Source organism: Arthrobacter sp. 05T420, from assembly GCF_056396305.1.
This window is the reverse complement of sequence record NZ_JBFTLG010000014.1, coordinates 1-24,363: the sequence shown is the minus strand read 5'-3', so window position 1 is coordinate 24,363 and position 24,363 is coordinate 1. Positions and strand designations below refer to the sequence as shown.

The following is a 24,363-nucleotide window of genomic DNA, read 5'->3' as shown; positions in this document are numbered from 1 at the left end:
TCCATCATGTCAGTTGAAACCAACGCTGCAGCCAAACTCGTCTACCAAATTTTCGACCTCCAGCGCGCCGTCCGCTGCGTAGCCGCCGCCAGCCTGCGCGGGCAGGACACCGGAGTGGCGCTTCAGGGCGTTCTTCGCTTTGTGGGGGAGGGCGAATCCCGGGCCACGCATCTTGCGGAACGGCTCGGCGTCAGCGCGCCGGTCCTCAGCCGGCACATCGCCGAGCTCGAGGAGCACGGCTATGTTGTCCGCCGGCCGGACCCCGAAGACGGCCGCGCACAGCTGATCGCCCTGTCCGCCACCGGCGCGGAGAAACTGCGCGTCATCGAGGACCAGCGGACGGCCGCCCTCCAGGGCTTGCTGCAGGACTGGAGCCAGGACGACGTCGAACTGACGGCGCGCACCCTCGAAAAACTTGCTGAGTCCCTCAGGACTTCAGCCCGGGCAACGACGGCCGGACCCACGAATACGACCGAAATTGTTGAGGAGTAGATATATGGCTAGCCACGCTGCCGCCACGGGGCCGGATACCGCGCCGTTGAACCCTGCGCCGCTGAACACAGCGCCGTCGGACCTGCCGCGGATGGCGCCCCGGGCATCCCACCCCGCCGCAGCACCTGCGGAGATGACCCACCGCCAGATCATGGAGGCCCTCACCGGGCTGCTGGCGGCGTTCTTCACCGCCATCCTGAGCAGCACGATCGTAGCCAACGCGCTGCCCACCATCATGTCCGAGCTCAAGGGGACCCAGACGGACTTCGCCTGGGTGATCACCGCCGCGCTCCTGGCCAACGCCGCCACCACGCCGATCTGGGGCAAGCTGGCGGACCTCTTCAACAAGAAGGTCCTTGTCCAGCTGAGCATCGTGATCTTCGTGGCCGGCTCCGTCATGGCCGGACTGTCAGAGACCATCCCGCTGCTGCTGACCGCCCGTGTCATCCAGGGCATCGCCATGGGCGGGCTCACCGCTCTGGCCCAGGCCATCATCGGCTCCATGATCCCGCCGCGTGACCGCGGAAAATACTCCGGCTACATGGGCGGCGTCATGGCCGTGGGCACTGCCGGCGGCCCGCTGCTCGGCGGCTTCATTGTCGACAGCCCGCTGGGGTGGCGCTGGACCTTCTTCGTCTGCGTCCCGCTCGCGGTGGTGGCGCTCATCCTGCTGCAGGTCACCCTGAAAATCCAGCACGTCAAGCGCCCGGCCAAGATCGACTGGCTCGGCTCCATCCTCTTGACCTCCGGCGTCAGCCTGCTGCTCATCTGGGTCTCCTTCGCCGGCAACCCGGACTACTACGACTGGTGGTCGTGGCAGTCCGTCGCCATGGTGGGCGGCGGCGTCGTGCTCCTGGGCCTGCTGGTGCTGGTGGAATCCAGGGTGGCGCAGCCCATCATCCCGCTCAACATCATCTCGGAGCGGACCACCGCCCTCGCGATCCTCGCCTCGGTGGCCGTTGGCGTGGGCATGTTCGGCTCCTCGACATTCCTCGGCCAGTACTTCCAGGTGGCACGCGGTGCGAGCCCCACCGAGGCCGGTCTGCTCACGCTGCCCATGATCGCAGGCAACCTGATCGGTTCGGTCGCCTCGGGAATGCTCATCAGCCGCACCGGCAAGTGGAAGCGGTATCTGGTGGCGGGAGCCATCCTGCTGATCGGTGGCCTCGGCCTGGCCGGCAGCATGGACCACACCACTGACCTGTGGCTGACGGGTATCTACACGGCCATCCTTGGCGTTGGTCTGGGCCTGCTGATGCAGAACCTCGTGCTCGCTGTCCAGAATACGGTCCAGGCCAAGGACATCGGCACTGCCAGCGCCTCCGTTGCCTTCTTCCGGTCCGTCGGCGGAGCAATCGGCGTCTCGGTCCTCGGCGCCGTGCTGGGCAACCGGGTCAAGGTGCTCGTGGTGGAGGGACTCGCATCCGCCGGAATCAAGGTTCCGGCCGGATCTGCCGGTGCAAGCATGGACCTCAAGGACATGCCGGCACCGATCCGCGACATCATGCGGGCTGCGTATGGCGACGCGATCGCTGAGGTCTTCCTGATCTCTGCGATCATCGGCCTCGTGGCGCTGGTTGCCATCCTGTTCATCAAGGAACGCCCGCTGCGCCGCACAGTCGATGTCCGTCCGGAGCCCGCCGAGCAAGCAGGGGACGCAGCCACCGATGCCGCTGTGGGCGTCTCCGGAGGAGCGGCGGTAACGGTTTTGGCGGGTACTTTGCGGAACGGCTCGGACGACGCCGTCGGGGCAGTTGCGTCCGACGGCGGCATCGTGGACCTGGACCGGGAATTCATCGAGGTACTCAGCCGGGAGCGCGCCGAATCCCGCTTCCCCGATGCCGCCCGCCGGGAAGCCGACCTTGGCTACCGGGCCGGCGCCGGCTCCGGCCAGGACTCCGCTCTCTCGGAGTCCGGTGCGGCGGAACTCAGTGCGGACCGGGCGGCCGATAGGGAGGGTGCCCGGCAGCGGGCCCGGACCCTGGTGGCCGAAAACCCGACCCAGGCCGCCGACGTCGTACCCGTCCTGCTGCAGACCCAGCAGCTGCTGGCGGAACAACAGCTCCAGCTGGCGGACGCCCTGCTCGCCGTGCATGAGCAGGCCGCCGAGCAGCGTGCGATCGCTGCGGAACAGGCCCGTGTTGCCGCAGAGCTCACGGTCCTGCGCCGCCAGCTTGCCAAGGAGCGCAAGATGCAACGCGCGGCGGCCGACTACATCGCCACCCACGGCCGGCACCGCACCGAGTAGCGCCGGCCGGCAGTACCGGACAGCCTGGCACCGCATTTGTGCGGTGCCAGGCTGTGTACTGCTGGTGCCGGATCCCAGAGGTCCCGCGGCCGCCTCAGGGCAGCAGCGGGGCCTCTGCGCAGCCGGGGGGCCTTCGTGCTGCTGGCCATCGTGCGACCTGCATTTGCGCGGCAGGGCCGCCGGAACGCTGCGGACAGAGGCTTAAGTACGTCGTTTGGATGATGTTCAGTGTCCCGTGTTCCACCCGGCCGGGGGATTTCGTAGAGTTGGGTGGCTAATGGCTGTCGGTCCCCTGGGATAGTCTCCAATCAGCTTTCCAATGAACTTTGATTTGTTCGGTTTTTGTTGGTCTTTGTTCGGTCTTCGTAAATTTCAGTCTTCGTAAGGACTCGTGGGCATGCTCGTCACTCTCATGCGGCGCTATTCCAAGCCGTATCTGCCATACATCGCGGCTGTGGTCATCTTTCAATTGGCTTCGACCATCGCGGCGTTGTACCTACCCAGCCTCAATGCCCAGATCATCGACGAGGGCGTCTCCCGCGGCGACACGGACTACATCTGGCGCACCGGCGGGGTCATGCTCGGCGTCTCCTTGATCCAGGTGGCCACCGCGATCGCCGGCGTCTACTTCGGCTCGAAGGCTGCGATGGCGTTCGGCCGTGACCTGCGCCGCGGCGTCTTCCGCAAGGTGAGCAGCTTCTCGGCGCGGGACGTCAACCTCTTCGGCGCCCCCACCCTGATCACCCGTGGCACCAACGACGTGCAGCAAGTCCAGATGCTCATGCTCATGGCCCTGAACTTCATGGTGGCCACGCCCATCATGTGCATCGGCGGGATCTTCATGGCCCTGCGCGAGGACCTCAACCTGTCCTGGCTCGTCTGGGTTTCCGTGCCCCTGCTCGTCGTAGTGGTGGGCTACCTTGTGGTCCGCCTGATGCCGCTCTTCCGTTCCATGCAGGAGAAGATCGACCGGCTCAACGGTGTCCTCCGCGAGCAGATCATCGGCATCCGCGTGGTCCGGGCCTTCGTGCGCGAACCCCACGAGGCCGAGCGCTTCGGGGCGGCCAACAAGGACCTCACCGACGTCTCGCTGAAGATCGGATCCTTGTTTGTGCTGATGTTCCCCGCCATCGGCATGATCCTGCACGTCTCAACGGCCGCCGTGCTGTGGTTCGGTGGCCAGCGCGTCGATGCCGGCGAAATGCAGGTCGGCTCACTGACCGCCTTCCTCCAGTATCTGTTGCAGATCCTCATGGCCGTCATGATGGGTACCTTCATGGCCATGATGATTCCCCGCGCCTCAGTCTGCGCCGACCGGATCGGCGAAGTGCTCGACGTCGAACCCTCAATCCACGAATCGCTCACACCGGTGGCGCCGGCCGCACGGTCCGGTCGCGTGGAATTCCGCAACGTGACCTTCGCCTACCCCGGCGCCGAGGCGCCCGTGCTGAGCGACATCAGCTTTACGGCAGAGCCCGGACAGACGGTGGCGATCATCGGCTCCACAGGCGCCGGCAAGTCGAGCCTGCTTGCCCTGCTGCCGCGGCTCTACGACGCCGAGTCGGGTGAGGTCCTGCTCGACGGCGTCCCCGTCACCCAGCTGGACCGGGCCCAGATCACCCAGCGCGTGGCCATGGTGCCGCAACGGCCCTACCTGTTCTCCGGAACCATTGAGCACAACCTGCGCTTCGGCAAGCCCGAGGCCACGGACACGGACCTGTGGGAGGCCCTCACGGTCGCCCAGGCCGCGGATTTCGTTCGCGAAAAGAAGGGCGGCCTGGCATCGCGGATCGCCCAGGGCGGCACCAACGTCTCGGGCGGCCAGCGGCAGCGGCTGTGCATCGCCCGCGCCCTCGTCACCGAGCCCAAGGTCTTCCTGTTTGACGACTCGTTCTCAGCCCTTGACGTCGCCACCGATGCCAGGCTCCGCCGCGCGCTCAAGGCCAAGACGGCCGATGCCACGGTGATCATCGTCGGCCAGCGTGTCTCCACCATCGCCGATGCGGACCAGATCCTGGTGCTGGACAACGGCAGGATCGTGGACCGCGGAACACATGAGGAACTATTGGAAAGCTCCAGCACCTATCAGGAAATCGTCGAATCCCAGCTGAGCGCGGAGGCAGTGGCATGAGCACCAACGAGAAAGTCTCCACCACTTCGGCCGCCGCAGCCGACACGACCGCAACCGACACCACCGCGGCCGGGACTGCCGGAACCGACCTGATGGACGACGACTTCATCGAGGAGGAGTACACGCCCGGCGAAGCCGACGGCGGCATGTTCGGCGGTGTGCCGGCCAAGAAGGCCCAGCACTTCTGGCCCTCAGCCAAACGGCTCATGGGGCTGCTGAAACCCGAGCGCGCCGGCATCATCGTCGTGCTCGCCATGGTGACGGTCGCCGTCGTCCTCAACGTCATTGCCCCGAGGATCCTGGGCCAGGCCATGGACGTGATCTTCGCGGGAGTGGTCGGCAAGCAGCTCCCGGCCGGTGCCACCAAGGAGCAGTTCATCGACGGACTGCGCTCCCAAGGCCAGAACAACTTCGCCGACATGCTGGCCAAGATGGACGTAGTCCCGGGCACGGGCATCGATTTCCAGAAGCTCGCGTTCCTCATCAGCGTGGTGCTGGTGATGTACTTCGTCGCCAACATCTTCCTGTGGCTCCAGGGCTATGTCCTGAACCTGCTTGTCATGCGCGTGGTCCGTAACCTGCGTGATGACACCGAGAAGAAACTCAACAAGCTCCCGCTGAACTACTTCGACACCCGCCAGCGCGGAGACATCCTCTCCCGCGTCACCAATGACGTCGACAACATCCAGCAGGCGCTCCAGCAGGCCTTCGCGCAGCTCGTGAACTCTGCCCTGACGGTGATCGGGATCGTGATCATGATGTTCATCGTGTCCTGGCAGCTGGCCCTGATCGCGCTTGTCGCCCTGCCGCTCTCCGGCGTGGCCGCCGGCATTATCGGCGCCCGCAGCCAGAAGCTCTTCGCCGCCCAGTGGAAGAACACCGGTGAGCTCAACGGCCAGATCGAGGAATCGTTCTCCGGCCACGACCTGGTCCGCGTGTTCGGCCGCGACGCCGACATGCTGGCCCGCTTCGACGAGCGCAACGAGGAACTGTACAAGGCCAGCTTCGGGGCCCAGTTCGTCTCCGGCATGATCATGCCGGTCATGCAGTTTGTTTCCTACCTCAGCTATGTGGGGATCGCCGTCGTCGGTGGGCTGCGCGTGGCATCCGGTGCCATGAGCCTGGGTGACGCCACAGCGTTCATCCAGTACTCGCGCGAGTTCACCCAGCCGCTGGGCCAGATGGCCGGCATGGCTAACATGCTGCAGTCCGGCGTCGCCTCAGCCGAGCGGGTCTTCGAATTCCTCGACGCCGACGAGCAGGACGCCGAGACCGCCACCGAGCACCTCCCGGCGAAGACCGACGGACACGTCGAATTCCAGCACGTCACCTTCAGCTACACGCCGGACAGGCCGCTGATCGAGGACCTGTCCTTCACGGCCGAACCCGGGCACACGGTGGCGATCGTGGGACCGACCGGCGCGGGCAAGACCACCTTGGTCAACCTCGTGATGCGCTTCTACGAACTCAATGCCGGCAGCATCACCTTGGACGGGGTGGACATCACCAGGCTGAGCCGTTCGGAGCTGCGCGCCAAGGTGGGCATGGTGCTCCAGGATGCCTGGTTGTTCGGCGGAACCATCTACGAGAACATCCGTTACGGCAAGCTGGACGCCACCGAGGACCAGATCATGGCCGCGGCCAAGGCCACCTTCGTGGACCGCTTCGTCCGCGCGCTGCCGGACGGTTACAACACGGTCATCGACGAAGAAGGCAACAACGTCAGCGCCGGCGAAAAGCAGCTGATCACCATTGCCCGGGCCTTCGTGGCGAACCCGTCGCTGCTGATCCTGGACGAGGCCACGAGTTCCGTGGATACCCGCACCGAAGCCCTGGTCCAGAAGGCCATGGCCGCATTGCGCACGGAGCGCACCAGCTTCGTCATCGCCCACCGCCTCTCCACCATCCGGGATGCGGACACCATCCTTGTCATGGAGGACGGGCAGATCGTTGAGCAGGGCCGGCACGCCCAGCTGCTGGCCATGGAGGGCGCGTACTACCGGCTGTACATGTCCCAATTCGCCGGCGAGGACGCGGACGCGGCTTTGCTGGATCCCGCGGAGGACTCGACGGCGGTGCACAGCTGAGCGCCGTCGGGCGCCCTGCCGGCGGCGGCGTCGCCGGGGAAGCCCCCACGGAGGAGGGGCCAGCCACGGAGCCACGGCGCCTCGAGGTGGAGGTGCCGATGCGCTGGAGCGACATGGATGCCTATGGGCATATCAACAACGTCCAGATTGTCCGGATCCTGGAGGAAGCACGGATCGCGGCGTTCGGGCCGCCCCGGGGCGCCGGGCTGCCCGGAACCGAACCCCTGGTGTCGCTCTTCAACGACATCCCGGAAGGGACGCTGGCGCTCGTGGTCGAGCACAAGATCAGGTACGTCAGGACGCTGGAATACCGGAATGTGCCGGCCGTCGTCCAGTTGTGGATCGGGGCGGTCAAGGGGGCCAGCTTCGACATCCACTACCTGGTGCAGGATCCTGTCACGCGGGAGGACTGCGTCCGGGCCACGAGCCACCTGGCCTTCGTCGATGAGGCAACCGGCCGGGTGCTGCGGCTGACGCCGGAGCAGAAGGAGCGGCTGGCCCCGTACACCCGCTCCCACCCGGTCCCATAGCCTCTACCACCGTGCCGGTGGGGCTCCTACAATGAACAACTCCGGACGCTCTAAGGAGGCGTGGTCGCTGTGAACATGGGCAAGAACATGCACAAGAGGCACACCCGCAAGAAGAATTGGAAAGAACTCTCGCCGATGGCAAGGTTCGGTACAATCGTGGCGGCCACCGTTCAGCTGACGCTGCTCATTGCTGCCCAGACGGACATCAATCGGAGGCCGGCCGAGGAGATCCGGGGCAACAAGGCGCTGTGGCGGTTTGCCACCTTTGTGAACTTCATTGGGCCGGCCACGTATTTCACCGTCGGTGTGAAGCACCGGGCTGGCGCGAAGTAGGGGCAGAAGTCCGCTTGCCTGCGGTCTACTGAACGGTAGCTTTGGGGCGGCGTTAAATGCGCGCGTTCAGTTTAAGCCTGTAAATTGAACGTATGACCCCAGCCAAGAAGCCTGCCCTGCACCGTGCCCTCGGCATCTCCAAGGAGATAGAAGACGCGGCGTGGTTTGTGCTGGGGCCCGGATTGCTGGGCAAAGCGTCCGCCCTGGACGGCCGCACCAAAACATGGTCAGTCCAGGCCGCCGCGGAGTTGCTGGAACGCCTTGAACGCGGCGTTCCCGATCCCAAGGCGCCGATGATGACCAACCTGCGCCAGAACCTGGAAGATGCCACCCGCGGGGCGAAGCAATTGGCCGTGGAGCTACTCTTCCTCCAGTCCCTGCCGCTGGCCCACGAGGTCAAGTCCCTGAAGGTCAAGCGGGCTCGCGTGGCCGAGGCGGCGTCCTGGCTGGAGCCTCCGCTGGAGCTCCCCGACGAGCTCTACGCGGGCATGACGGACCACGGCGTGATCCGGGACCGGACCGCGGAATTCAACTGGACCATCTGGGACCACCTGAAATGGCTCTGCCGCTTCGTGAAGCACGTCGCACAGCGGCCGGCCCACGTCGTCCAGACTGCGGTCAAGGATCCGCTGGCCTTCCACCGGCTGGTCGCCGGGACCCCGGATGACCAGCCGGCCATCCGCCGCAGCATCGAGTTCCTGGTCTGGCCCAGCTACTTCGAACCCGTGGTGGCCGACGTCGAACGGCAGGAAATCCGCGACGCCTTTGCATCCCTGGTGGGCGGGGCCAAGGGGGACAGCGACGAGGACATTTCGGCGGACATCCACAGGATCCGCCTGCACCTGGACCAGCAGGCCGGGCAGCGGATCGACTGGTACTCCCGCCAGCTGGTGAGCCAGTGGCGGAAGGTCGGCGACCCCGGCCGCCGCGCCTGGCTTTTGCGCACCCACCACGAGAACGCCGAGCTGCTGGGGGAGTGGCGCGACGAGGAAGCGGTGACGCTCGACGTCGAACACCTCCGCCTGCTGGACCCCGGCGTTTCGGCCGGGCTGGTCCAGAACGCGGTGGACGAGGACTACAAGCACCTCGGTTACGTGGAGCGCGAGGACACCAAGACCGCCGTCTTCGCCTTCCTGACCGTCATGAAGCCGGGTGACCTCGCGCTGTACCAGAGTTCGGGCAAGGTCCGGATCGGTGTGGTCCTCGGCGAACCGGAGCATGGAAAGGACAATCGCCAGCTCCGCCGCAAGGTCCGCTGGTTCGATGAGGAGCACGACGCCACCGGGCTACCCCGCCACGTGCAGCGGCAGCTGACCACGTCCGGCAACATCGTGGACATCACCCGGGTGATCCAGGCGCTCGAGGCGCTCCTGCCGGCAGAAGCGGAAGCCGAGGACGGAGACGGCGCCGAGCCGGCTGCCGCCGTCGAACCTGCCTATGAGGGTTTCCGGCCGCTGACGCCGGAGTTCGCCGCGTCCCTGCACATGGACCTGGACCCGCTGCAGGAAATCGCCGAACTCCTCGAGGAGAACCGGCAGCTGGTGCTCTACGGTCCGCCGGGAACGGGCAAGACGTACCTGGCCAAGCACCTCGCCGCCGAGCTCGCCGGCGACACGACGGACGAGCGGGTCAAGCTGGTCCAGTTCCACCCGTCGTACGCCTACGAGGACTTCTTCGAGGGTTTCCGTCCGGACAAGACGGACGAGGGCCAGGTGTCCTTCAAGCTCGTGGCAGGCCCGCTGCGCCGGCTCGCCGAGGAAGCTGCCAAGCCGGGAAACGAGAGCAAGCCGTACTTCCTGATCATCGACGAGATGAACCGGGCAAACCTCGCCAAGGTGTTCGGCGAGCTGTACTTCCTGCTCGAATACCGCGATGACCGCATCTACCTCCAATACAGCCCCAACGAGCCGTTCACCCTGCCGGACAACCTTTACATCATCGGTACCATGAACACCGCGGACCGTTCCATCGCGATGATGGACGCGGCCATCCGGCGGCGGTTCTCCTTCATCGAGCTGCATCCGAAGACCGAACCTGTGAAGGGCTCGCTGCTGCGTTTCCTCCAGGCCCGCGACCTGGACACGACCCCGGCCTTGCTGCTTGACGCCTTGAACGACGCCATCGACGAGTGGGACCGCGACCTCATGATCGGGCCCTCCTACTTCATGAAAAAGTCTGCCCAGACGCCCAAGGGACTGCGCAGAATCTGGAAGTACGAGCTGATGCCGCTGCTGGAGGAGCACTATCACGGCCAGCTCAACCGCGCCCAGCTCGAGGAACGGTTCGGACTGGAGCAACTCCTGGGCCGCCTGGCGCATGCCTAGGCTGGCCGGGGACGCGGTAGCGCTGGACCGTAGTCCGTCGGAGAGGGCCTCCTCGAACCACGGTTCGGCTGGGCGCACTCCCTCGGACAGGGGTTCGGCCAAGTCGGGTTCGGCCAAGGTGAGTTCGGCAGGGCGGGGTCTTTCCGGACGCGGCGGCGCGGCGGAGCCCTGCCGTCACATTGTCCTGGACGAGCTCTCCGCCGGCGTCGTGGAGCGGCTTGATCCGGACACCGCGGCCTACGTCAACGCCAGCGGCCTGGCAAAGGCCTCCCCGATGGGCATGGGACTGTACCGGATCGAACCGGTGGGGAGCGTGGGCTCCGTGCGGACCCACGCCGTGCAGCTGGAGGTGCGGCCGAAGGGACGGCTCGGGCTGAGCCGGCTGCTGTTCCTGCTCGGTTACGCGGGGGACCAGGGTTTCCGGGACGAGTCGGTCGCCGCGGTGGAGCACACCGACCTTTGGAGCGCCCTGGCCGAATCCCTGGCGCAGCTCGCGGACCGGGCGCTGAGCCGGGGTGTGCTGCAGGGCTATCTCATGGTGGAAGAATCCCTCCGGACCGTTAAGGGCCGGATCCGGATGTCGGACCAGATTTCCCGCCGCCCGGGGATGCTGGTCCCGCTGGAAGTCTCCTATGACGAGTTCACCGAGGACATCGCGGAGAACCGGATTCTGCGCGCCGCGCTGGAACGGATGTCCCAGGTGCCGCGCGTGCGGCCGGAAGTCCTGAGCCGGCTGCGCCAGCTGAAGGGAAAGCTCGACGCCGTGACGCGCCTGCAGTCCGGCGCGCCGCTGCCGCAGTGGCGGCCCAGCCGGATGAACACGCGCTACCACGCGGCCCTCCGGCTCGCCGAGCTGATCCTGCGGAACGCGTCGGCTGAGGCCGGTGACGGCAAGCAGCAGTCGGCGTCGTTTGTGGTGGACATGGCCAAGGTGTTCGAGGACTTCGTGGGGGTGGCCCTGCGCGAAGCCATGGCCGCCCATCCCGGGGAAATGCGGTTGAGGTACAACGCGCTGCTGAACGAGGCCGTCCGCGACTCGGACCGGATTGTGGTCCAGCCGGGGGCCGTCCACTTCCTCGGCGGCCGGCCCGTGATGGTGTACGACGCGAAGTACAAGGCCGCGGCTGACGCGGGCGCGTCACTCTCGGGCGACCACTACCGGATGCTCGCCTACTGCACATCCTTGCGGGTGCCGACGGCATGGATCATTTACCCCGGAGCAGGGGAAATCAAGCTGCGCCGGATTCTCAATACCGACATAGACATTGTCGAGTTCCCGCTGGATCTGTCCCTGCCGCCGTCGGAAATCCTGGCCTCCGTGGCAGATCTTGCCCAGCAGTCCTGGGGCGAAGTGCTCCGGCAGGCCACTATCGCGCGTTAGTCCAGCTAAACCGTTCGGCCAGCTAAACCGTTCAGCCAGCTAGGCGGATGCTTGCTGGTCTGCCACTGTCCGCAAATGTCCCAGGAGCGCCTTTTCCGGCTGGCCCGGGTTGTTCGCGACATGCCACTGAAGTTTCTCCCGCACGTCAGCTTCTTCCGGATCAGTGCCCGCGAGGACGTCGTGGATGATCGAGGTTGCCTGCCGGCGCAGCGGCTCCAGATCAGGGTCCGCGCCGCGGAAGTGGCGGGGCCGGGGCCGAATGGCGCGGTGTTTGGTGTGGCCGAAGCGGGAGAACTGAAGAACTGTGGAGCTGGAATCTGCTGGCGTAGCAGCCGTGTCGGACTCGTCGTTGGACATCAGCAAGTGCGGCATCGTGCGCTCTCCCGTATTTGCAGTACGCAGTGGTACTGACCGAATAATTCCCTAAGTCCCCCGGAGTCGAATATTAGCTGAGCCTGCTCAGCCTGCAACGGAAGCTGGCAGCGCGACACGCAGGATTTCTTCCGGTCATCGGATGTCCTCAGGAGGGTTCGTCCGTTGGCAGCTCCCGTGGCAGGCCTCTGAGGAACGCGTCCAGCCGGAGCTCCAAGGCCGATCGGTCCTTCAGCTCGCACTCCCACACCGTGAGCACTTCCCAGCCCTCACGCTCGAGCTGAAGCCGCTGGGCGGCGTCGCGGTTCCGGGTTCGCGTGCGCTTGGTTTCCCAGAACTCGGCATTTGCTTGGGGTGCATGCTGCCCTACCCGGCAGTCATGGAAGTGCCAGAAGCAGCCGTTGATGAAGATGACTTTGTGGCGGCCGGCGAAGACGAGATCGGGGTTGCCCGGGAGTTTGCCGCCATTTGCCGCGCCATGCAGGCGATAGCGGTATCCCCTCGCGTGCAGCAGCCTGCGGACCAGCATTTCCGGTTTGGTGTTCTTACCCCGGATCCGGGACATGTTCCAGCTGCGCCGCTCCGGAGTCAGCTTGTCCGCCATCATTTAAGTCTAGGCGGCCGCCAAGCCGTGGCGCTTGCCGGGCTGTATCAACGACGGCGGGCAGCTAGCGGGCAGCTGGCGGGGCCGACAGCCGCCGTCGGGCGCTAGATCTCCCGCTCTGGGTGTTCGCCAAACTGGAAGTGGCGTCCGCTGACCGAAGTCGGTGTGATTTCCACGTAGAAGTCCTTCAACGTGGGAACCCAGGGTTTTAGTCCGAGGGCCTCGGCGTCGGCGATGTCTGCCGACTGATCGAGTACCCGCGCAGTGCCGCGCAGGACCACGGACCACGCTTCCTCGGATAGGATTCCGTCGGTTTCGAAGAGCACCTTGGAATTGATGGTGAGCTCGGCCAGTTTGTTGCCCGGGGCGGTGCGGAGGAACAATTTCCGTCCGCTGGCCGCGTAGTTCACCGGGAAGATGTCAGGTTCTCCGGCGACAGTGACCACCAGCCTGCCGTGTTTCGTGCTGTCTATCAGTTTCCAGGATTGCTCGTCGTCCAGCTTGAGGATGGGATTGCCGTCTTCGTGTTCAAACATCATGGGTTCATTGTTCTGTCCGCGATAGGGACATGGCTAGGGGCTAAAGGACTCATGACGGGTGGGCTGCCGGTTTGTGGGGGCGAAGCGCAGCCTGTGGATAAACTTGACCAGCAAAATGTGATCTCAGTTACCCTTAAGCCATTCGGCTTTCAAGTGTCTTGATTTTCTATCGGGGGAGTAGCTGACCATGACATCTCGCACCTCGCTTTCTGGCATCTGGCGAGCCTGTGCGGTCGCTTTGGTGTCGATCTCCTTGGTGTCTGTCACGGCGTGCAGCGGGGGCGGAACGCCGCCGCCCGGATCTCCATCGCCTGCTGAATCGCAAGGCCCGTCAGCATCGTCCACTACAAGTGCAGTTCCCACGCCCACAGCCAGCTATAAGCCGGCCGACGCATCGGGAAGGGCACAGAACGTTCCGGTTCCCCAACTGCCGGAAGCTGCGAAGGCGAAGACGAAGGCAGGCCTTGAGGCGTTTGCCCGGTACTGGTTCCAACTACTCAGCTACGGGTATGAAACGGGTGATATTTCCCGGCTTGCCCCGATAACTAGTGCGGAGTGCCGTGCCTGCGAGAAGGCCAAGGCAGTCATGTCAGGATGGCATGAGGGCGGAAGATGGCTCGCAGGCGGCAAAATGCAAACGCCGTCTATCAGCACCACGTTCAAGGTTGCCCCGGACGGAAACTACCAAGTAGCGATCCAAGCCTCCCAAGCGGCGCTTTCGTACTACAACGCCGATGGCACCTTGCAACAGGCTTCCGCTAAGCCGGAGGATACAGGCAACCTCATGTTGGCGGTTTTCAAGAACGGGGCCTGGTACGTGAACAACATTCAGCGAATCGTCGGCTAGCCCGGTGGGACGATCGTTGTGGAATCGGGGACTTGCTATTGCTGTGCTGATTCTTGTCGCCATGTCTTTGCAAGTCTCCGCATACGCCGACGATCAGCCGCCGCCCATAGTCGGGGACTGGGGTGAAGATACTGTTGATGTCGGTGGCTGGAAGGCCGATCCATCAACAGGGGAATTCGTATGGTCTCAGCCAGGAATCCCCTCCACCGACCCCTTCCAATACAAATACGAGCTCCAATGCCACTTGGGCGGAGGCGACTTTGACGCCGATTGTCTCGCCCGAGCGGTGGACTGTTCGAGCGGCCCAGACGGAAAGCCCGGCATTCCCGTTGTCTGGTTAAAGGCGCCGGCGGGCGTGCCCAATCCGACATGGTCATTTCACTCCGGCCCAACCTGTCTCTTCGATCCCAGGCCCGAGGACCTGCTTCCTAGAATTGCCGCAATGATCCAGCGAGAGTTCCAGCGGCTTCCGATATCTGCTGGAAGTGCCACGGCCCAACCCAGCCCCAACACCCTGCGCGGAGCAGAGACTAACTTCTTTGCCAGCGCTGCAGATCAGCAGTTCGACATCACGATCCTGGCTCAGGCCGTCCACGTCGTTGCCAAGCCCGTGGAATACTCCTGGAGTTATGGGGATGGCACTACGTTGGGCCCGCAAACGGCGGCCGGCGGACCGCTTCCGCAGGACCGCTGGGGCGAGAAAACCCTGACAAGCCACGTCTACGCCCAGACCGGCAACTTCCCCGTGGTTCTGACAACGCATTTCCAAGGCACCTACTCCCTCAATGGCGGCCCACCCCTTCCCATCCCCGGCCGAGGCTCCTTCAGTTCGCCGCCGCAGACCGTCAGCGTTTGGCGTTCGATCACCAGGAATTACGCCGACACATGCCTGCAGAACCCCCGAGGCCAGGGCTGCCCCGGCGTCGCCGCTCCGTCTCCCTAGTGCGTCGCCGCTCCGTCTCCCTAGTGCGCAGCCGCGCCTGCTCCCGAGCGCTGAGTCCCGGTGTTGCTCCCAGGTGGCTAGCGCGGGCGGCCCGACAATTCACCCCAACGGTGGCTCCACGTCTCGTGGCTATGCTCGCAGCTCCCGGTCCACCCGTTCCATCCGGGCGCTCACAAGCTGGCACCGGGGATCGTTCGGTCCGATCAGCGCCGCCGCGGCAGCAGCAGTCGCCGTATCGGAAGATCCCATGTCGCTTGTGCACCACTGCAGCATTAGCCGGGCATCACCGCTGGACCGGATGGACGCTCCTACGGCTGCGTTCAGTTCGTCCCGCATGAACCCAACTGCCAGATTGGCCGAACGGGTGAGGAGTTTTGCCGAGTAGGCCGTAAATGCCTCGGCAACCCGCCCGTCCCGCAGATGCGCGGCCACGACTGAAGCATCCGTGGCGACGTTGACCGTTGAATAGAACCGGTAGGGGTTTGCTTCCAAGACATCGCCCAGGATGTTGCGTATCCGGTGCATCTCGGTCCGGATCGCGGCGCCGGTGCCCGTGTCACCATGGATCTCGTACGCCAGTTCATCGGCGCTCCAGCCCTGGTCACGTGAGGCCAGCAGGGCCATGATCTCGGCACGCCGCAGCGTCAGCGGGCGCCTGCTGCCGCCGTCGAGCGCCGCGGACGGCGCGTCTCCCAAGAGCCGCAGCACCAGCTGCGACTGGGCGCCGTCGCGCCGTGCTCGCTGGTCGCGTGGTGCCGAGTGCCCTGGGGGCCGGGCATCGCCGTTGGGAACCGCAGCCGATCTCAGCAGCTCCTCTGCAAGCCGCACTCCACAACGCACCAGCCGCAGGCTGTCCGGCGTGACCGACTCGAACGGTCCGGAGACATCTAGGACGCCGACGATTTCGCCCGACAAGGGGTCGCGAATCGGAGATGCAGTACAAGCCCAATCATGATGGGTCCGCACGAGGTGCTCGGCCGAGAAGAGCTGCGCCGGGGCGCCGGTTACCAAAGCCTCGCTGATGGCGTTGGTGCCAACCCCGGACTCGGACCAATCCGCACCCTCCACGAACTCCAGCGAGTCTGCAAGCCGCAATGCGTGTTTGCTGCCAACACGCCATAGCACTTCGCCCTCGTGATCGGTCACGATCAGCAAATGGCGCCCGGTGACGGTTTCATCGGCCAGCAACTGCGAGAGCGCAGGCATCACCGCGGCCAGCCGATGGCCAGCACTGAGGGAGCGCGCCTCGGAAACTTCATGCCGGTGCAGCGGCCGGTGCCGGTCCGGATTGATACCCAACGCGAGGGAACGCTGCCAGGACTTGATAAGCGAAGGGGACAGGTGCGGATCCGGATGGCCGGAAATGGTGGCCTCGTGCGCCGCCCGAAGAGTTCGGGCGTACTCCGCCGGCGCGGAAAACCTGAGGTCTGAGGGATACGTAATGGAGCCATTGCCCTGCCGCATGCTCATTCTCCCAACTCGCCCTCGAATCGTCGCACCCGGCAGGTTCTCGGCCGCCGTCGTCTCCCGCGCGCGCCGGCCGACAGCTTGAGAGCTCCGTGTAACCCGATTGTAACCCCCTGCCATCTTTACTTGTGATGCGGGTCACCGCGTGGTCTAGGCGTCACGCAACGGGAACGACCCACTGTCAGCAATGGAAAGAGGAATCATGCCTGAGACACCAAACGGCGTCGTCGGGGCGTGGCTGGCGCAGTTCGATGAGGCGCTGCGCAGCCACAACACGGACGCCGCACTGGAACTTTTCGACGACGATTCGTACTGGCGCGACTTCGTCTCCTTCACCTGGAACCTCAAGACACTCGAAGGCAAAGCAGCCATCGGCCGCATGCTCGACGCCACCCTGGACGACGTCCAGCCCAGTAACTGGACCCTCGCCGAGGACGCCACCGGGGATGCGGCGAATGCAGAGGCCTGGGTAAATTTCGAGACCGCCCAAGCCAGGGGCTACGCCCATTTGCGCCTCCGAAATGGCAAGTGCTGGACCCTGCTCACCACCATGCAGGAGCTTAAGGGCTTCGAGGAGAGGAGGGGCCCCAACCGGGAGAAGGGGGTCGCCCATGAGATCACCAAGGGCCGCAAATCCTGGTTGGAACTGAAGGAAGAGCAAGAAGCGCGACTGGGCTACGAAGACCAGCCCTACACCGTCATCATCGGCGGCGGACAAGGCGGAATCGGACTGGGGGCGCGGCTGCGGAGACTCGGCGTGCCCACCATCATCATCGAAAAGAATGAGCGCCCGGGCGACTCGTGGCGCAACCGCTACAAGTCCCTCCACCTGCACGATCCGGTGTGGTACGACCACCTTCCCTACATAAAGTTCCCCGACGACTGGCCGGTTTTCGCGGCCAAGGACAAGATCGGCGACTGGCTGGAAAACTACACACGGATCATGGAACTGAACTACTGGTCCAAGACCGAGTGCACCAACGCCCGCTTCGACGAATCGTCCCAGGAGTGGGTGGTGGAGGTGATGCGCGACGGCGAACCGGTCACCCTGCGCCCCAAACAGCTTGTCTTCGCCCTGGGTGTTTCGGGGTACCCCAGCGTCCCCGCATTCGACGGCGCCGAGTCCTTCCTGGGGGAGCAGTACCACTCGTCCAAGCACCCGGGCGGTGGAGACTGGACCGGCAAGAAGGCCGTGGTCATCGGCTCCAATAATTCAGCCCACGATATCTGTGCCGACCTCTGGGAGCATGGGGCCGATGTCACCATGGTCCAGAGGTCCTCCACTCATATTGCCCGCAGTGAGTCCCTCATGGACCTTGCGCTGGGCGATCTGTATTCCGAAAAGGCACTCGCCAACGGCGTCACCACGGAGAAAGCCGATCTGCTGTTTGCGTCGTTGCCGTACCGGATTCTGCCCGAAGCCCAGATCCCTGTTTATGCGGAGATGGCCAAGCGGGACGCCGGCTTCTATTCCCAGCTGGAGGCAGCAGGCTTTGACCTGGACTTCGGCGTTGACGGTTCCGGCCTGTTCCTGAAGTACCTGAGGCGCGGTTCCGGCTACTACATCGACGTCGGTGCCTCGCAGCTCATCATCGACGGTCGGGTCAAGCTCGCCAACGGCGAGGTCAGCAAGATCACCGGCAACTCCGTCGTGATGGCCAACGGAACCGAACTGGATGCAGACGTCATCATCTACGCCACCGGCTATGGGTCGATGAACGGCTGGTTGGCTGATTTGGTCTCGCCCGAGGTAGCCGACGCCGTCGGCAAGTGCTGGGGTTTCGGATCAGATACGCCCAAAGATCCGGGCCCGTGGGAGGGGGAACTGCGCAATATGTGGAAGCCCACAAACGTGGAGAACCTCTGGATCCATGGCGGCAATCTGCACCAGAGCCGTCACTACTCCACCTATCTGGCCCTGCAGCTCAAAGCAAGGATGGAAGGACTCCCAACGCCGGTCTTCGAGCTGCAGCCCACACACCACACGCGCTGAGTACACCTGCTGACACACGGGTCGTGACAATCCCAGACACGGCCACCAGACTGGGGTTACGGCCCCGTCGTGAGAACCCACCGACATTCCGTGGATGCGTCTGACCGGGCGCATCCACGGCCTGGAATGCGAAGGTTAAACATCATGAAAGCAGCACGATTCCACGCCCGCGAGGATCTCCGGATCGAAGATGTTCAAGAGCCGGAGCTGCGTCCGGGAACGGTGAAGATCGCCGTAGCCTGGTGCGGTATCTGCGGCACCGACCTCCATGAATTCCTCGAAGGACCTATTTTCACCCCGCCGCCCGGCCACCCCCACGTTCTTACTCACGAGGCCGCCCCGGTCACCCTGGGGCACGAGTTCTCCGGCACCGTTGAAGAACTTGGTGAAGGCGTCAGCGGTCTGGCCGTCGGAGACAACGTCGTCGTTGAGCCGTACGTCGTTTGCAATGAATGCGGTCCCTGCCGCAGCGGACACTACAACCTGTGTACAAAGTTGGGCTTCATCGGTTTGGCGGGCGGCGGTGGCGGCCTGAGCGAGAAAGTTGTTGTCGACACGCGTTGGGTGCACCCTGTCGGCGACATCCCCCTGGACGAGGCCGCACTTATCGAACCCCTCGCCGTGGCGTATCACGCCGTCGGCAGGAGCGGCCTCAAGGCCGGGGACGTCGCCGTCGTCGGGGGTGCGGGACCCATTGGGCTCCTGACCGCCGCGGTCCTCAAAGGGATCGGCATCACCACGATCGTTACTGAGCTGTCGGCCGCCCGCAAGGACAAGGCGACTTCGTCCGGGGTAGCGGATCACGTTCTCGACCCCAGTACCGACGACGTCAAGGCGCGCGTCTTGGAATTGACCAACGGTGCAGGGGCCAATGCGGCGTTTGAATGTGCAGGCGTGAATGCCGTGTTGGACACGATGCTCGACGTCGTGAAGCCCGCTGGCGTCGTCGTCAACGTCTCGATCTGGGGACACCCGGCCACAGTGGATATGCAGAAAGTGGTGCTGAAGGAAATCGATCTGCGCGGCACCATCGCTTACTGCGGCGATCATGAAGCCGCCATCAAGCTCGTCCAGGAAGGAAAAGTCGACCTGAAACCCTTCATCACCGGAAGAATCGCCCTGGACGACTTGGTGGATAAGGGGTTCGACACGCTGATCAACCACAACGACACCGCGGTGAAGATCATCGTCCACCCGTCGTGATCCGAGTCTCAGATGGAATAGTTGCAAACGCTGTGCAGTTACCCCAAGTGAACCAATCCATTGTGAAAGGAACTGCGCATGCTGTTTTCCCCGATGACCCTCGGCGAGCTGGAACTACCCAACCGACTCGTGATGGCGCCGCTTACCCGCGTACGCTCGGGCAACGAAGGAATCCCCGGCCCGCTGGTGGTCGAACATTACCGCCAGCGCGCCTCGCTTGGCCTGATCGTCAGTGAGGGCACGTACCCCAGCAACGCCGGCCGAGGCTTCCCGGGCCAGCCCGGACTGGTGACGGACGAGCAGCTGGCGGGCTGGGCCAACGTCACCGCCGCCGTACACGCTGAGGGCGGCCGCATCTTCGCCCAGGTCATGCACGCCGGCCGGGTTACCCACCAGGACACCACCGGTGGCTACGAGGTAGTCGCACCCAGTGCCATTGCCATCGACGGCGAGACCCGTACGTACAAGGGCAAGCAGGCGTTCCCCGTACCGCACGCCCTGACCACCGCGGAACTGCCGGGCATCGTCGAGGAATTCGTGACGGCTTCCCGCAAGGCCGTAGAGGCCGGGTTCGACGGCGTCGAACTCCACTCGGCCAACGGTTACCTGTTGCACGAGTTCCTCACTCCGGCCGCCAACCAGCGCGACGACATCTACGGCGGCTCCCCGGAGAACCGGGCGCGCTTCGTGATCGAAGTTACCCGGGCCGTAGTAGACGCCATCGGCGCGGACCGCGTAGGCATCCGCATCTCCCCGGAGCACAATGTCCAGGGTGCCCTCGAACTCGACGCAGCAGACGTCCAGGCCACCTACGCCCACCTTGTGGACGCTCTGGCTCCCCTGAAGCTGGCCTACCTCAGCATCCTGCACAAGAACCCCACCAGCGAGCTGGTCCAAGACCTGCGTGCACGATTCAACGGAACGTTCCTGGTCAACACCGGCTTCGGCATCGTCACCACGCGCGACGAGGCCACCGCACTGGTGGCGAACGGCCACGCTGACGCCGTCGTCGTCGGGCGCCCGGCCATCGCCAACCCGGACCTGGTCCGCCGCTGGCGCGAAGGCCTGCCGGTCAACGAGGCGAATCCGGCCACGTTCTACACCGACGGCGCCGAGGGCTACACCGACTACCCGGCCTACCAGAACTAGGCAGCGGCAGCACCTCCACCACTGGACATGTCCAGCCGAGGCAACAAAGAGTGGGCAGAACACCGTTCTGCCCACTCTTTGGGTTAAAGAATGCGCATGTCCCGTCCTATAGGATCTGAAGATGCAACCAGCTTCCTCCGGGAGTCGCCCTGAGGGCCACTACGCGGGCCGTCCCGTCAGCCGCCAGGTCCTCGCCGACCACGTCTATGAAGAGCTTTTGGCGTCGCTGATGGACGGACGGCTCGAGCCCGGGGCAGCCGTGAGTATCGATGGAACCGCCCGGGAGCTCAATGTTTCGCCGACGCCGGTGCGGGAGGCGCTTGCCCGGCTCGAACACACCGGAATGGTTCGACGCGTCGCGCTCAAGGGATACCGGGTTGCGCCGATGTTCACCCAGGAGGACTTCGCCGAACTCATGGAAGCACGACTTGCCATTGAGCCCGTGAACGCCCGGTTGGCGTGCGCCCGGCAGACGCCGGCGCACCATGCCGAGCTGGCCAAGGCCGTCACCGACCTTACAAAGGCGCCGCGGGGCCCGTCGTTTGTCGAATACCGTGACTATCTGGAAGCCGATGAGCGGTTCCACCGGTTGATCGCGGAGCAGACCGGCAACCAGTTCATGGTTGCCGCCTATGCCGCCCTCGGCGGGCAGGTCCAGCGCTTCCGCCTGTTCGGCGGCGTGGGCATCACGGACGCGGAACAGGCGATCGCCGAGCACCAAGCGGTCCTGGACGCGCTGTCCACCGGTGACCCGGAGAAGGCCGCAGCCGCCATGGCCGAGCACGTGCAGAATGTGCGCGGCCGCGCCATCGCGGACGCTCCCGCAGAATAAGGCCCGTTCCGGAGACTTCGGGAGACTTCCAGAGAACTTCCGCAGGCCTTCGTGAGGCATCCCCGCGGCCGACCTGCAAATAACTTTCTTGTGACCCTCTTCACAATCAGATCGAATACCCTATAGGATCTTCGATTGTGACGGCTACGGTGCCGGCATGGGGAGTCACAAGGGAGTGAATAGTGCAAACAGAAACTTTGGCCGCAGGGCCCAAGGAGTCAGCAACACGCCGCACCATCAAGAATCTGCGGTGGTGGATCCTCGGCTGGGCCTTGGCCGCCGGCATCGTCAACTACATGGACCGCAGCGCAATCTCCATCGCCGCACCGCAACTGATCAAAGACTTCGGCATGACCCGGACGGACATTGGCCTCCTGGGTACCGTGTTCTCTTGGACCTACGCCTTTGCCCAGCTGCCCGCTGGCTGGCTCGTGGACAAGCTGGGTGCCCGCCGGATGTACTTCCTGGCAATCGCGGGCTGGAGCATCGCAACCGCGCTGATGGCCATCGGCGGCAAGATGTGGCAGTTCATCACCTTCCGGTTCCTGCTCGGCATCACCGAAGCCCCGAACGGTCCGGCGTCGGCCAAGCTCACCGCTGACTGGTTCCCGCGGGCCGAACGCGGCCAGGCCACCGCCATCTGGGACAGCGGCTCCAAATGGGGACCCGCCATCGCTCCGCCCATCCTGACCGCCATCATGCTCGCCTTCGGCTGGCAGGCCATCTTCATCTTCCTCGGCGTCGCAGGCCTCGTGCTGGCGCTGGCGTTCTTCCTGTACTACCGCGCTCCCGAGGAGCACAAGCGCATCAGCGCCAAGGAACTGGATTACATCGAAAGCCAGCGCACCACCCAGCTCCTGACAGCCAAGAAGGTCTCCTGGCTCGGTCTCTTCAAGCACCGCCAGATCTGGGGCATGATGGCCGGCTTCTTCTGCGTCATCTGGATCTGGAACATCTTCATCGTCTTCCTGCCGCTGTACCTGCAGGAAGAACGCGGCGCCAGCATTGCCAGCTCCGGCTGGCTCGCGGCCGTCCCGTACCTCGGCGCAGCCATCCTCGGCATCACCGGCGGCTGGGTCATGACGCGCTACTCGAAGAAGGCAGGCCGCGATCCGCTGCTGGCCAAGCGCCATGTGATGTCCGTAGCCGCGATTGCCGCCGGCATCCTGATCTGCCTCATCCCGTTCGTGGATTCCCTCCCGCTCGCTATCGCCGTCATGACCGTGGCCCTGGGCTTCGTCGCCACCATGCAGGCAGCCGCCTGGGCCATGCCCGGCGACATCGTGGACAACTCCCAGGTCGCCTCGGTCGGTGCCATCCAGAACTTCGGCGGCTACTTCGGCGGCGCCTTTGCCCCGCTGCTGACCGGCGTGATCGCCGACGCCACCGGCTCCTACGCGCCGTCCTTCGTGATCGGCGGCATCATCGCGGCCCTGGCCGCCGTGGCATACACCGTGCTGGTCCGCGAACCCATCAAGGACAAGACCGCAGTACTGCAGACAGAAAGCTGAACCGGCGCATGAGCACAGCAACAAATGCATTGACGACGACGGCGGTCGCCACCTCGGCGGCCGCCCCGGCGGCGGGACCCGCCAATGCTGGGACCGCGGCGGCGGGAACCACCCGACGGCCGTTCACCGTGGCCGTCACGGCCGACGCTGCGCGGCCCGACGGAAGCTCCATTCACGGGGACTTGGGGCTGCAGCGGCTCAGCGAGAACGGCATCAGCTGGAGCGTCCTGCCCAGCTACACGGACCCGGTTCCGCTGCCCGACCTCGCCGGGGTCCAGGCCGTGCTGTCGCTGGGACACATCGCCTTCGACTCACGCACCGTGGACCACGCTCCGGACCTGAGACTGATCGCCCGGTTCGGGGCCGGCTACGAAACCATCGACTTGGACGCCTGCACCCGTGCCGGCGTCGTTGTCACCAACACGCCTGATGCCATCCGACGGCCGTTGGCGGTAGCGGGGCTGACGCTGCTCCTGGCGCTCTCGCACAAGCTCCTGGCCAAGGACCGGCTGACCCGGACCTCGGACTGGGCGCAACGCGAGCACTACCGCGGCGCGCCACTGGTGGGGCAGACGGTCGGCATCGTGGGCTTCGGCAGCGTGGGCGCCGAACTTGCCCGCCTGCTGGCGCCGCTTGGGATGAACGTGGTGGGCAACAACCGCAGCGGCCGCCATGCGGAGGCCGCCGGGCTCGGCGTCGAGTTGCTGGGCCTGGAGGAGCTCCTGGAGCGCTCGGACTACGTGGTGCTCTGCGCCGCGCTGACCCCGGCGACCGAGAAACTGATCGACACCGCCGCGTTGGCCCGGATGAAGAAAGGCGCCTACCTGATCAACATCGGCCGCGGAAAGCTCGTGGACACCGACGCCCTCCGGGACGCCCTTCGGGAGGGGCAGATCGCCGGCGCCGGCCTGGACGTCTTCGAGCCGGAGCCGCTGCTTCCCGACGACGAGCTCCTGACCCTGGACAACGTGGTGCTGTCCCCGCATTCCCTGTGCTGGACCGAGGACTTCACCCGGGACGTCTCATCCAGCGCCATTGACTCCATCCTGGCCGTCGCGGCGGGGGAGCGGCCCGCCAATGTCCTGAATCCGGAGGTCTTCTCAACCGCGGCCTTCACCGCAAAGGGCGGGTAACCCTAGATGTGACCTTGACAACATCCCCCCGGATAGTAGATCCTATAGGAAACAGGATTCCACGAAGGAGTGAACCCATGGCTTACACAGCCGACAACTGGCCCATCACCGCAGCGCTCCTGCAGTTCCCGGGAACCGACGCGCAGGGTAACCACGTCAACGACGCCGACGCCACGGCCTGGGCCGAGGTCTTCACCGAGGTCAGGGACGCCGGCTTTGCCGACGCCGACCTCACCGACAGCTG

20 protein-coding genes and 1 pseudogene are annotated in these 24,363 nt (G+C 64.9%); 17 read left to right on the top strand and 4 right to left on the bottom strand.

The annotated features are described in order from the left end of the window. Positions 1-6 precede the first annotated feature (6 nt). The 8 genes from AC1DEM_RS14220 to AC1DEM_RS14185 all read left to right on the top strand — a co-directional run bounded on the left by AC1DEM_RS14220 (position 7) and on the right by AC1DEM_RS14185 (position 11,526). Positions 7-492 carry a MarR family winged helix-turn-helix transcriptional regulator gene (locus AC1DEM_RS14220; protein ID WP_476884965.1) on the top strand — a complete coding sequence of 162 codons (486 nt, stop codon included), beginning with the start codon at positions 7-9 and terminating at the stop codon, positions 490-492. A gap of 133 nt (positions 493-625) precedes the next feature. Next, entirely contained in the window at positions 626-2,740 is a 2,115-nt protein-coding gene (locus tag AC1DEM_RS14215) for an MDR family MFS transporter (protein ID WP_476885102.1), read from the top strand. A 397-nt stretch (positions 2,741-3,137) separates the two neighbouring features. Next, positions 3,138-4,871, top strand: coding sequence for an ABC transporter ATP-binding protein (locus tag AC1DEM_RS14210; RefSeq protein WP_476884964.1), 1,734 nt, complete (start codon positions 3,138-3,140; stop codon positions 4,869-4,871). A gap of 92 nt (positions 4,872-4,963) precedes the next feature. Continuing rightward, positions 4,964-6,958, top strand: a complete 1,995-nt coding sequence (locus tag AC1DEM_RS14205; protein ID WP_476885101.1) for an ABC transporter ATP-binding protein — start codon at positions 4,964-4,966, stop codon at positions 6,956-6,958. 98 nt (positions 6,959-7,056) lie between these two features. Then, positions 7,057-7,488 carry an acyl-CoA thioesterase gene (locus AC1DEM_RS14200; RefSeq protein WP_476884963.1) on the top strand — a complete coding sequence of 144 codons (432 nt, stop codon included), beginning with the start codon at positions 7,057-7,059 and terminating at the stop codon, positions 7,486-7,488. Between the two features lie 60 nt (positions 7,489-7,548). Continuing rightward, positions 7,549-7,821: a hypothetical protein gene (locus AC1DEM_RS14195; protein ID WP_476884962.1), complete on the top strand. Its 273-nt coding sequence runs from the start codon at positions 7,549-7,551 to the stop codon at positions 7,819-7,821. Positions 7,822-7,913: 92 nt separating this feature from the next. Then, entirely contained in the window at positions 7,914-10,145 is a 2,232-nt protein-coding gene (locus AC1DEM_RS14190) for an McrB family protein (RefSeq protein WP_476884961.1), read from the top strand. Between the two features lie 184 nt (positions 10,146-10,329). Then, entirely contained in the window at positions 10,330-11,526 is a 1,197-nt protein-coding gene (locus tag AC1DEM_RS14185) for a 5-methylcytosine restriction system specificity protein McrC (RefSeq protein ID WP_476885100.1), read from the top strand. Positions 11,527-11,565: 39 nt separating this feature from the next. On the opposite strand, the gene AC1DEM_RS14180 is transcribed toward AC1DEM_RS14185, so the two are convergent. The 3 genes from AC1DEM_RS14180 to AC1DEM_RS14170 form a co-directional block, all read right to left on the bottom strand. Continuing rightward, a complete protein-coding gene (locus AC1DEM_RS14180) occupies positions 11,566-11,898 on the bottom strand; it encodes a hypothetical protein (RefSeq protein WP_476884960.1) in 333 nt (110 codons plus the stop codon). Between the two features lie 148 nt (positions 11,899-12,046). Beyond that, on the bottom strand, positions 12,047-12,502 hold the full coding sequence (locus AC1DEM_RS14175; protein WP_476885099.1) for a very short patch repair endonuclease: 456 nt from the start codon (positions 12,500-12,502) through the stop codon (positions 12,047-12,049). A gap of 104 nt (positions 12,503-12,606) precedes the next feature. Then, on the bottom strand, positions 12,607-13,041 hold the full coding sequence (locus tag AC1DEM_RS14170) for a pyridoxamine 5'-phosphate oxidase family protein (RefSeq protein ID WP_476884959.1): 435 nt from the start codon (positions 13,039-13,041) through the stop codon (positions 12,607-12,609). A gap of 187 nt (positions 13,042-13,228) precedes the next feature. Here AC1DEM_RS14170 and AC1DEM_RS14165 point away from each other — a divergent pair, with 187 nt between their 5' ends. Both AC1DEM_RS14165 and AC1DEM_RS14160 read left to right on the top strand, forming a co-directional pair. After that, complete coding sequence (locus tag AC1DEM_RS14165; protein ID WP_476884958.1) at positions 13,229-13,888, top strand: DUF6318 family protein; 660 nt, start codon at positions 13,229-13,231, stop codon at positions 13,886-13,888. Between the two features lie 442 nt (positions 13,889-14,330). Further along, positions 14,331-14,831, top strand: coding sequence for a PKD domain-containing protein (locus tag AC1DEM_RS14160; RefSeq protein ID WP_476884957.1), 501 nt, complete (start codon positions 14,331-14,333; stop codon positions 14,829-14,831). A gap of 129 nt (positions 14,832-14,960) precedes the next feature. On the opposite strand, the gene AC1DEM_RS14155 is transcribed toward AC1DEM_RS14160, so the two are convergent. After that, on the bottom strand, positions 14,961-16,295 hold the full coding sequence (locus tag AC1DEM_RS14155) for a GAF domain-containing protein (protein WP_476885098.1): 1,335 nt from the start codon (positions 16,293-16,295) through the stop codon (positions 14,961-14,963). A 205-nt stretch (positions 16,296-16,500) separates the two neighbouring features. On the opposite strand from AC1DEM_RS14155, the gene AC1DEM_RS14150 reads away from it, so the two are divergent. From AC1DEM_RS14150 to AC1DEM_RS14120, 7 genes and pseudogenes are all read left to right on the top strand, one after another. Beyond that, positions 16,501-18,291, top strand: a complete 1,791-nt coding sequence (locus AC1DEM_RS14150) for an NAD(P)-binding domain-containing protein (RefSeq protein ID WP_476884956.1) — start codon at positions 16,501-16,503, stop codon at positions 18,289-18,291. Positions 18,292-18,435: 144 nt separating this feature from the next. Continuing rightward, a complete protein-coding gene (locus AC1DEM_RS14145; protein WP_476884955.1) occupies positions 18,436-19,494 on the top strand; it encodes a 2,3-butanediol dehydrogenase in 1,059 nt (352 codons plus the stop codon). A gap of 78 nt (positions 19,495-19,572) precedes the next feature. Next, on the top strand, positions 19,573-20,643 hold the full coding sequence (locus AC1DEM_RS14140) for an alkene reductase (protein ID WP_476884954.1): 1,071 nt from the start codon (positions 19,573-19,575) through the stop codon (positions 20,641-20,643). 121 nt (positions 20,644-20,764) lie between these two features. Further along, positions 20,765-21,475 carry a GntR family transcriptional regulator gene (locus AC1DEM_RS14135; protein WP_476884953.1) on the top strand — a complete coding sequence of 237 codons (711 nt, stop codon included), beginning with the start codon at positions 20,765-20,767 and terminating at the stop codon, positions 21,473-21,475. 182 nt (positions 21,476-21,657) lie between these two features. Next, positions 21,658-22,986, top strand: a complete 1,329-nt coding sequence (locus AC1DEM_RS14130; protein WP_476884952.1) for an MFS transporter — start codon at positions 21,658-21,660, stop codon at positions 22,984-22,986. Positions 22,987-22,994: 8 nt separating this feature from the next. Continuing rightward, positions 22,995-24,119 (top strand): 2-hydroxyacid dehydrogenase, encoded by a 1,125-nt coding sequence (locus AC1DEM_RS14125; RefSeq protein ID WP_476884951.1) that lies wholly within the window; start codon positions 22,995-22,997, stop codon positions 24,117-24,119. A 77-nt stretch (positions 24,120-24,196) separates the two neighbouring features. Beyond that, positions 24,197-24,363 (top strand): annotated as a pseudogene (locus AC1DEM_RS14120) (sugar phosphate isomerase/epimerase); the annotation flags it as partial.

Coding starts and splice junctions, on each gene's coding strand:
- AC1DEM_RS14220 (WP_476884965.1), top strand. CDS start 7: ATGTCAGTTGAAACCAACGCTGCAGCCAAACTCGTCTACCAAATTTTC.
- AC1DEM_RS14125 (WP_476884951.1), top strand. CDS start 22,995: ATGAGCACAGCAACAAATGCATTGACGACGACGGCGGTCGCCACCTCG.
- AC1DEM_RS14140 (WP_476884954.1), top strand. CDS start 19,573: ATGCTGTTTTCCCCGATGACCCTCGGCGAGCTGGAACTACCCAACCGA.
- AC1DEM_RS14210 (WP_476884964.1), top strand. CDS start 3,138: ATGCTCGTCACTCTCATGCGGCGCTATTCCAAGCCGTATCTGCCATAC.
- AC1DEM_RS14200 (WP_476884963.1), top strand. CDS start 7,057: ATGCGCTGGAGCGACATGGATGCCTATGGGCATATCAACAACGTCCAG.
- AC1DEM_RS14215 (WP_476885102.1), top strand. CDS start 626: ATGACCCACCGCCAGATCATGGAGGCCCTCACCGGGCTGCTGGCGGCG.
- AC1DEM_RS14175 (WP_476885099.1), bottom strand. CDS start 12,502: ATGGCGGACAAGCTGACTCCGGAGCGGCGCAGCTGGAACATGTCCCGG.
- AC1DEM_RS14160 (WP_476884957.1), top strand. CDS start 14,331: ATGATCCAGCGAGAGTTCCAGCGGCTTCCGATATCTGCTGGAAGTGCC.
- AC1DEM_RS14135 (WP_476884953.1), top strand. CDS start 20,765: ATGCAACCAGCTTCCTCCGGGAGTCGCCCTGAGGGCCACTACGCGGGC.
- AC1DEM_RS14190 (WP_476884961.1), top strand. CDS start 7,914: ATGACCCCAGCCAAGAAGCCTGCCCTGCACCGTGCCCTCGGCATCTCC.
- AC1DEM_RS14155 (WP_476885098.1), bottom strand. CDS start 16,295: ATGCGGCAGGGCAATGGCTCCATTACGTATCCCTCAGACCTCAGGTTT.
- AC1DEM_RS14205 (WP_476885101.1), top strand. CDS start 4,964: ATGGACGACGACTTCATCGAGGAGGAGTACACGCCCGGCGAAGCCGAC.
- AC1DEM_RS14180 (WP_476884960.1), bottom strand. CDS start 11,898: ATGCCGCACTTGCTGATGTCCAACGACGAGTCCGACACGGCTGCTACG.
- AC1DEM_RS14170 (WP_476884959.1), bottom strand. CDS start 13,041: ATGATGTTTGAACACGAAGACGGCAATCCCATCCTCAAGCTGGACGAC.
- AC1DEM_RS14165 (WP_476884958.1), top strand. CDS start 13,229: ATGACATCTCGCACCTCGCTTTCTGGCATCTGGCGAGCCTGTGCGGTC.
- AC1DEM_RS14150 (WP_476884956.1), top strand. CDS start 16,501: ATGCCTGAGACACCAAACGGCGTCGTCGGGGCGTGGCTGGCGCAGTTC.
- AC1DEM_RS14145 (WP_476884955.1), top strand. CDS start 18,436: ATGAAAGCAGCACGATTCCACGCCCGCGAGGATCTCCGGATCGAAGAT.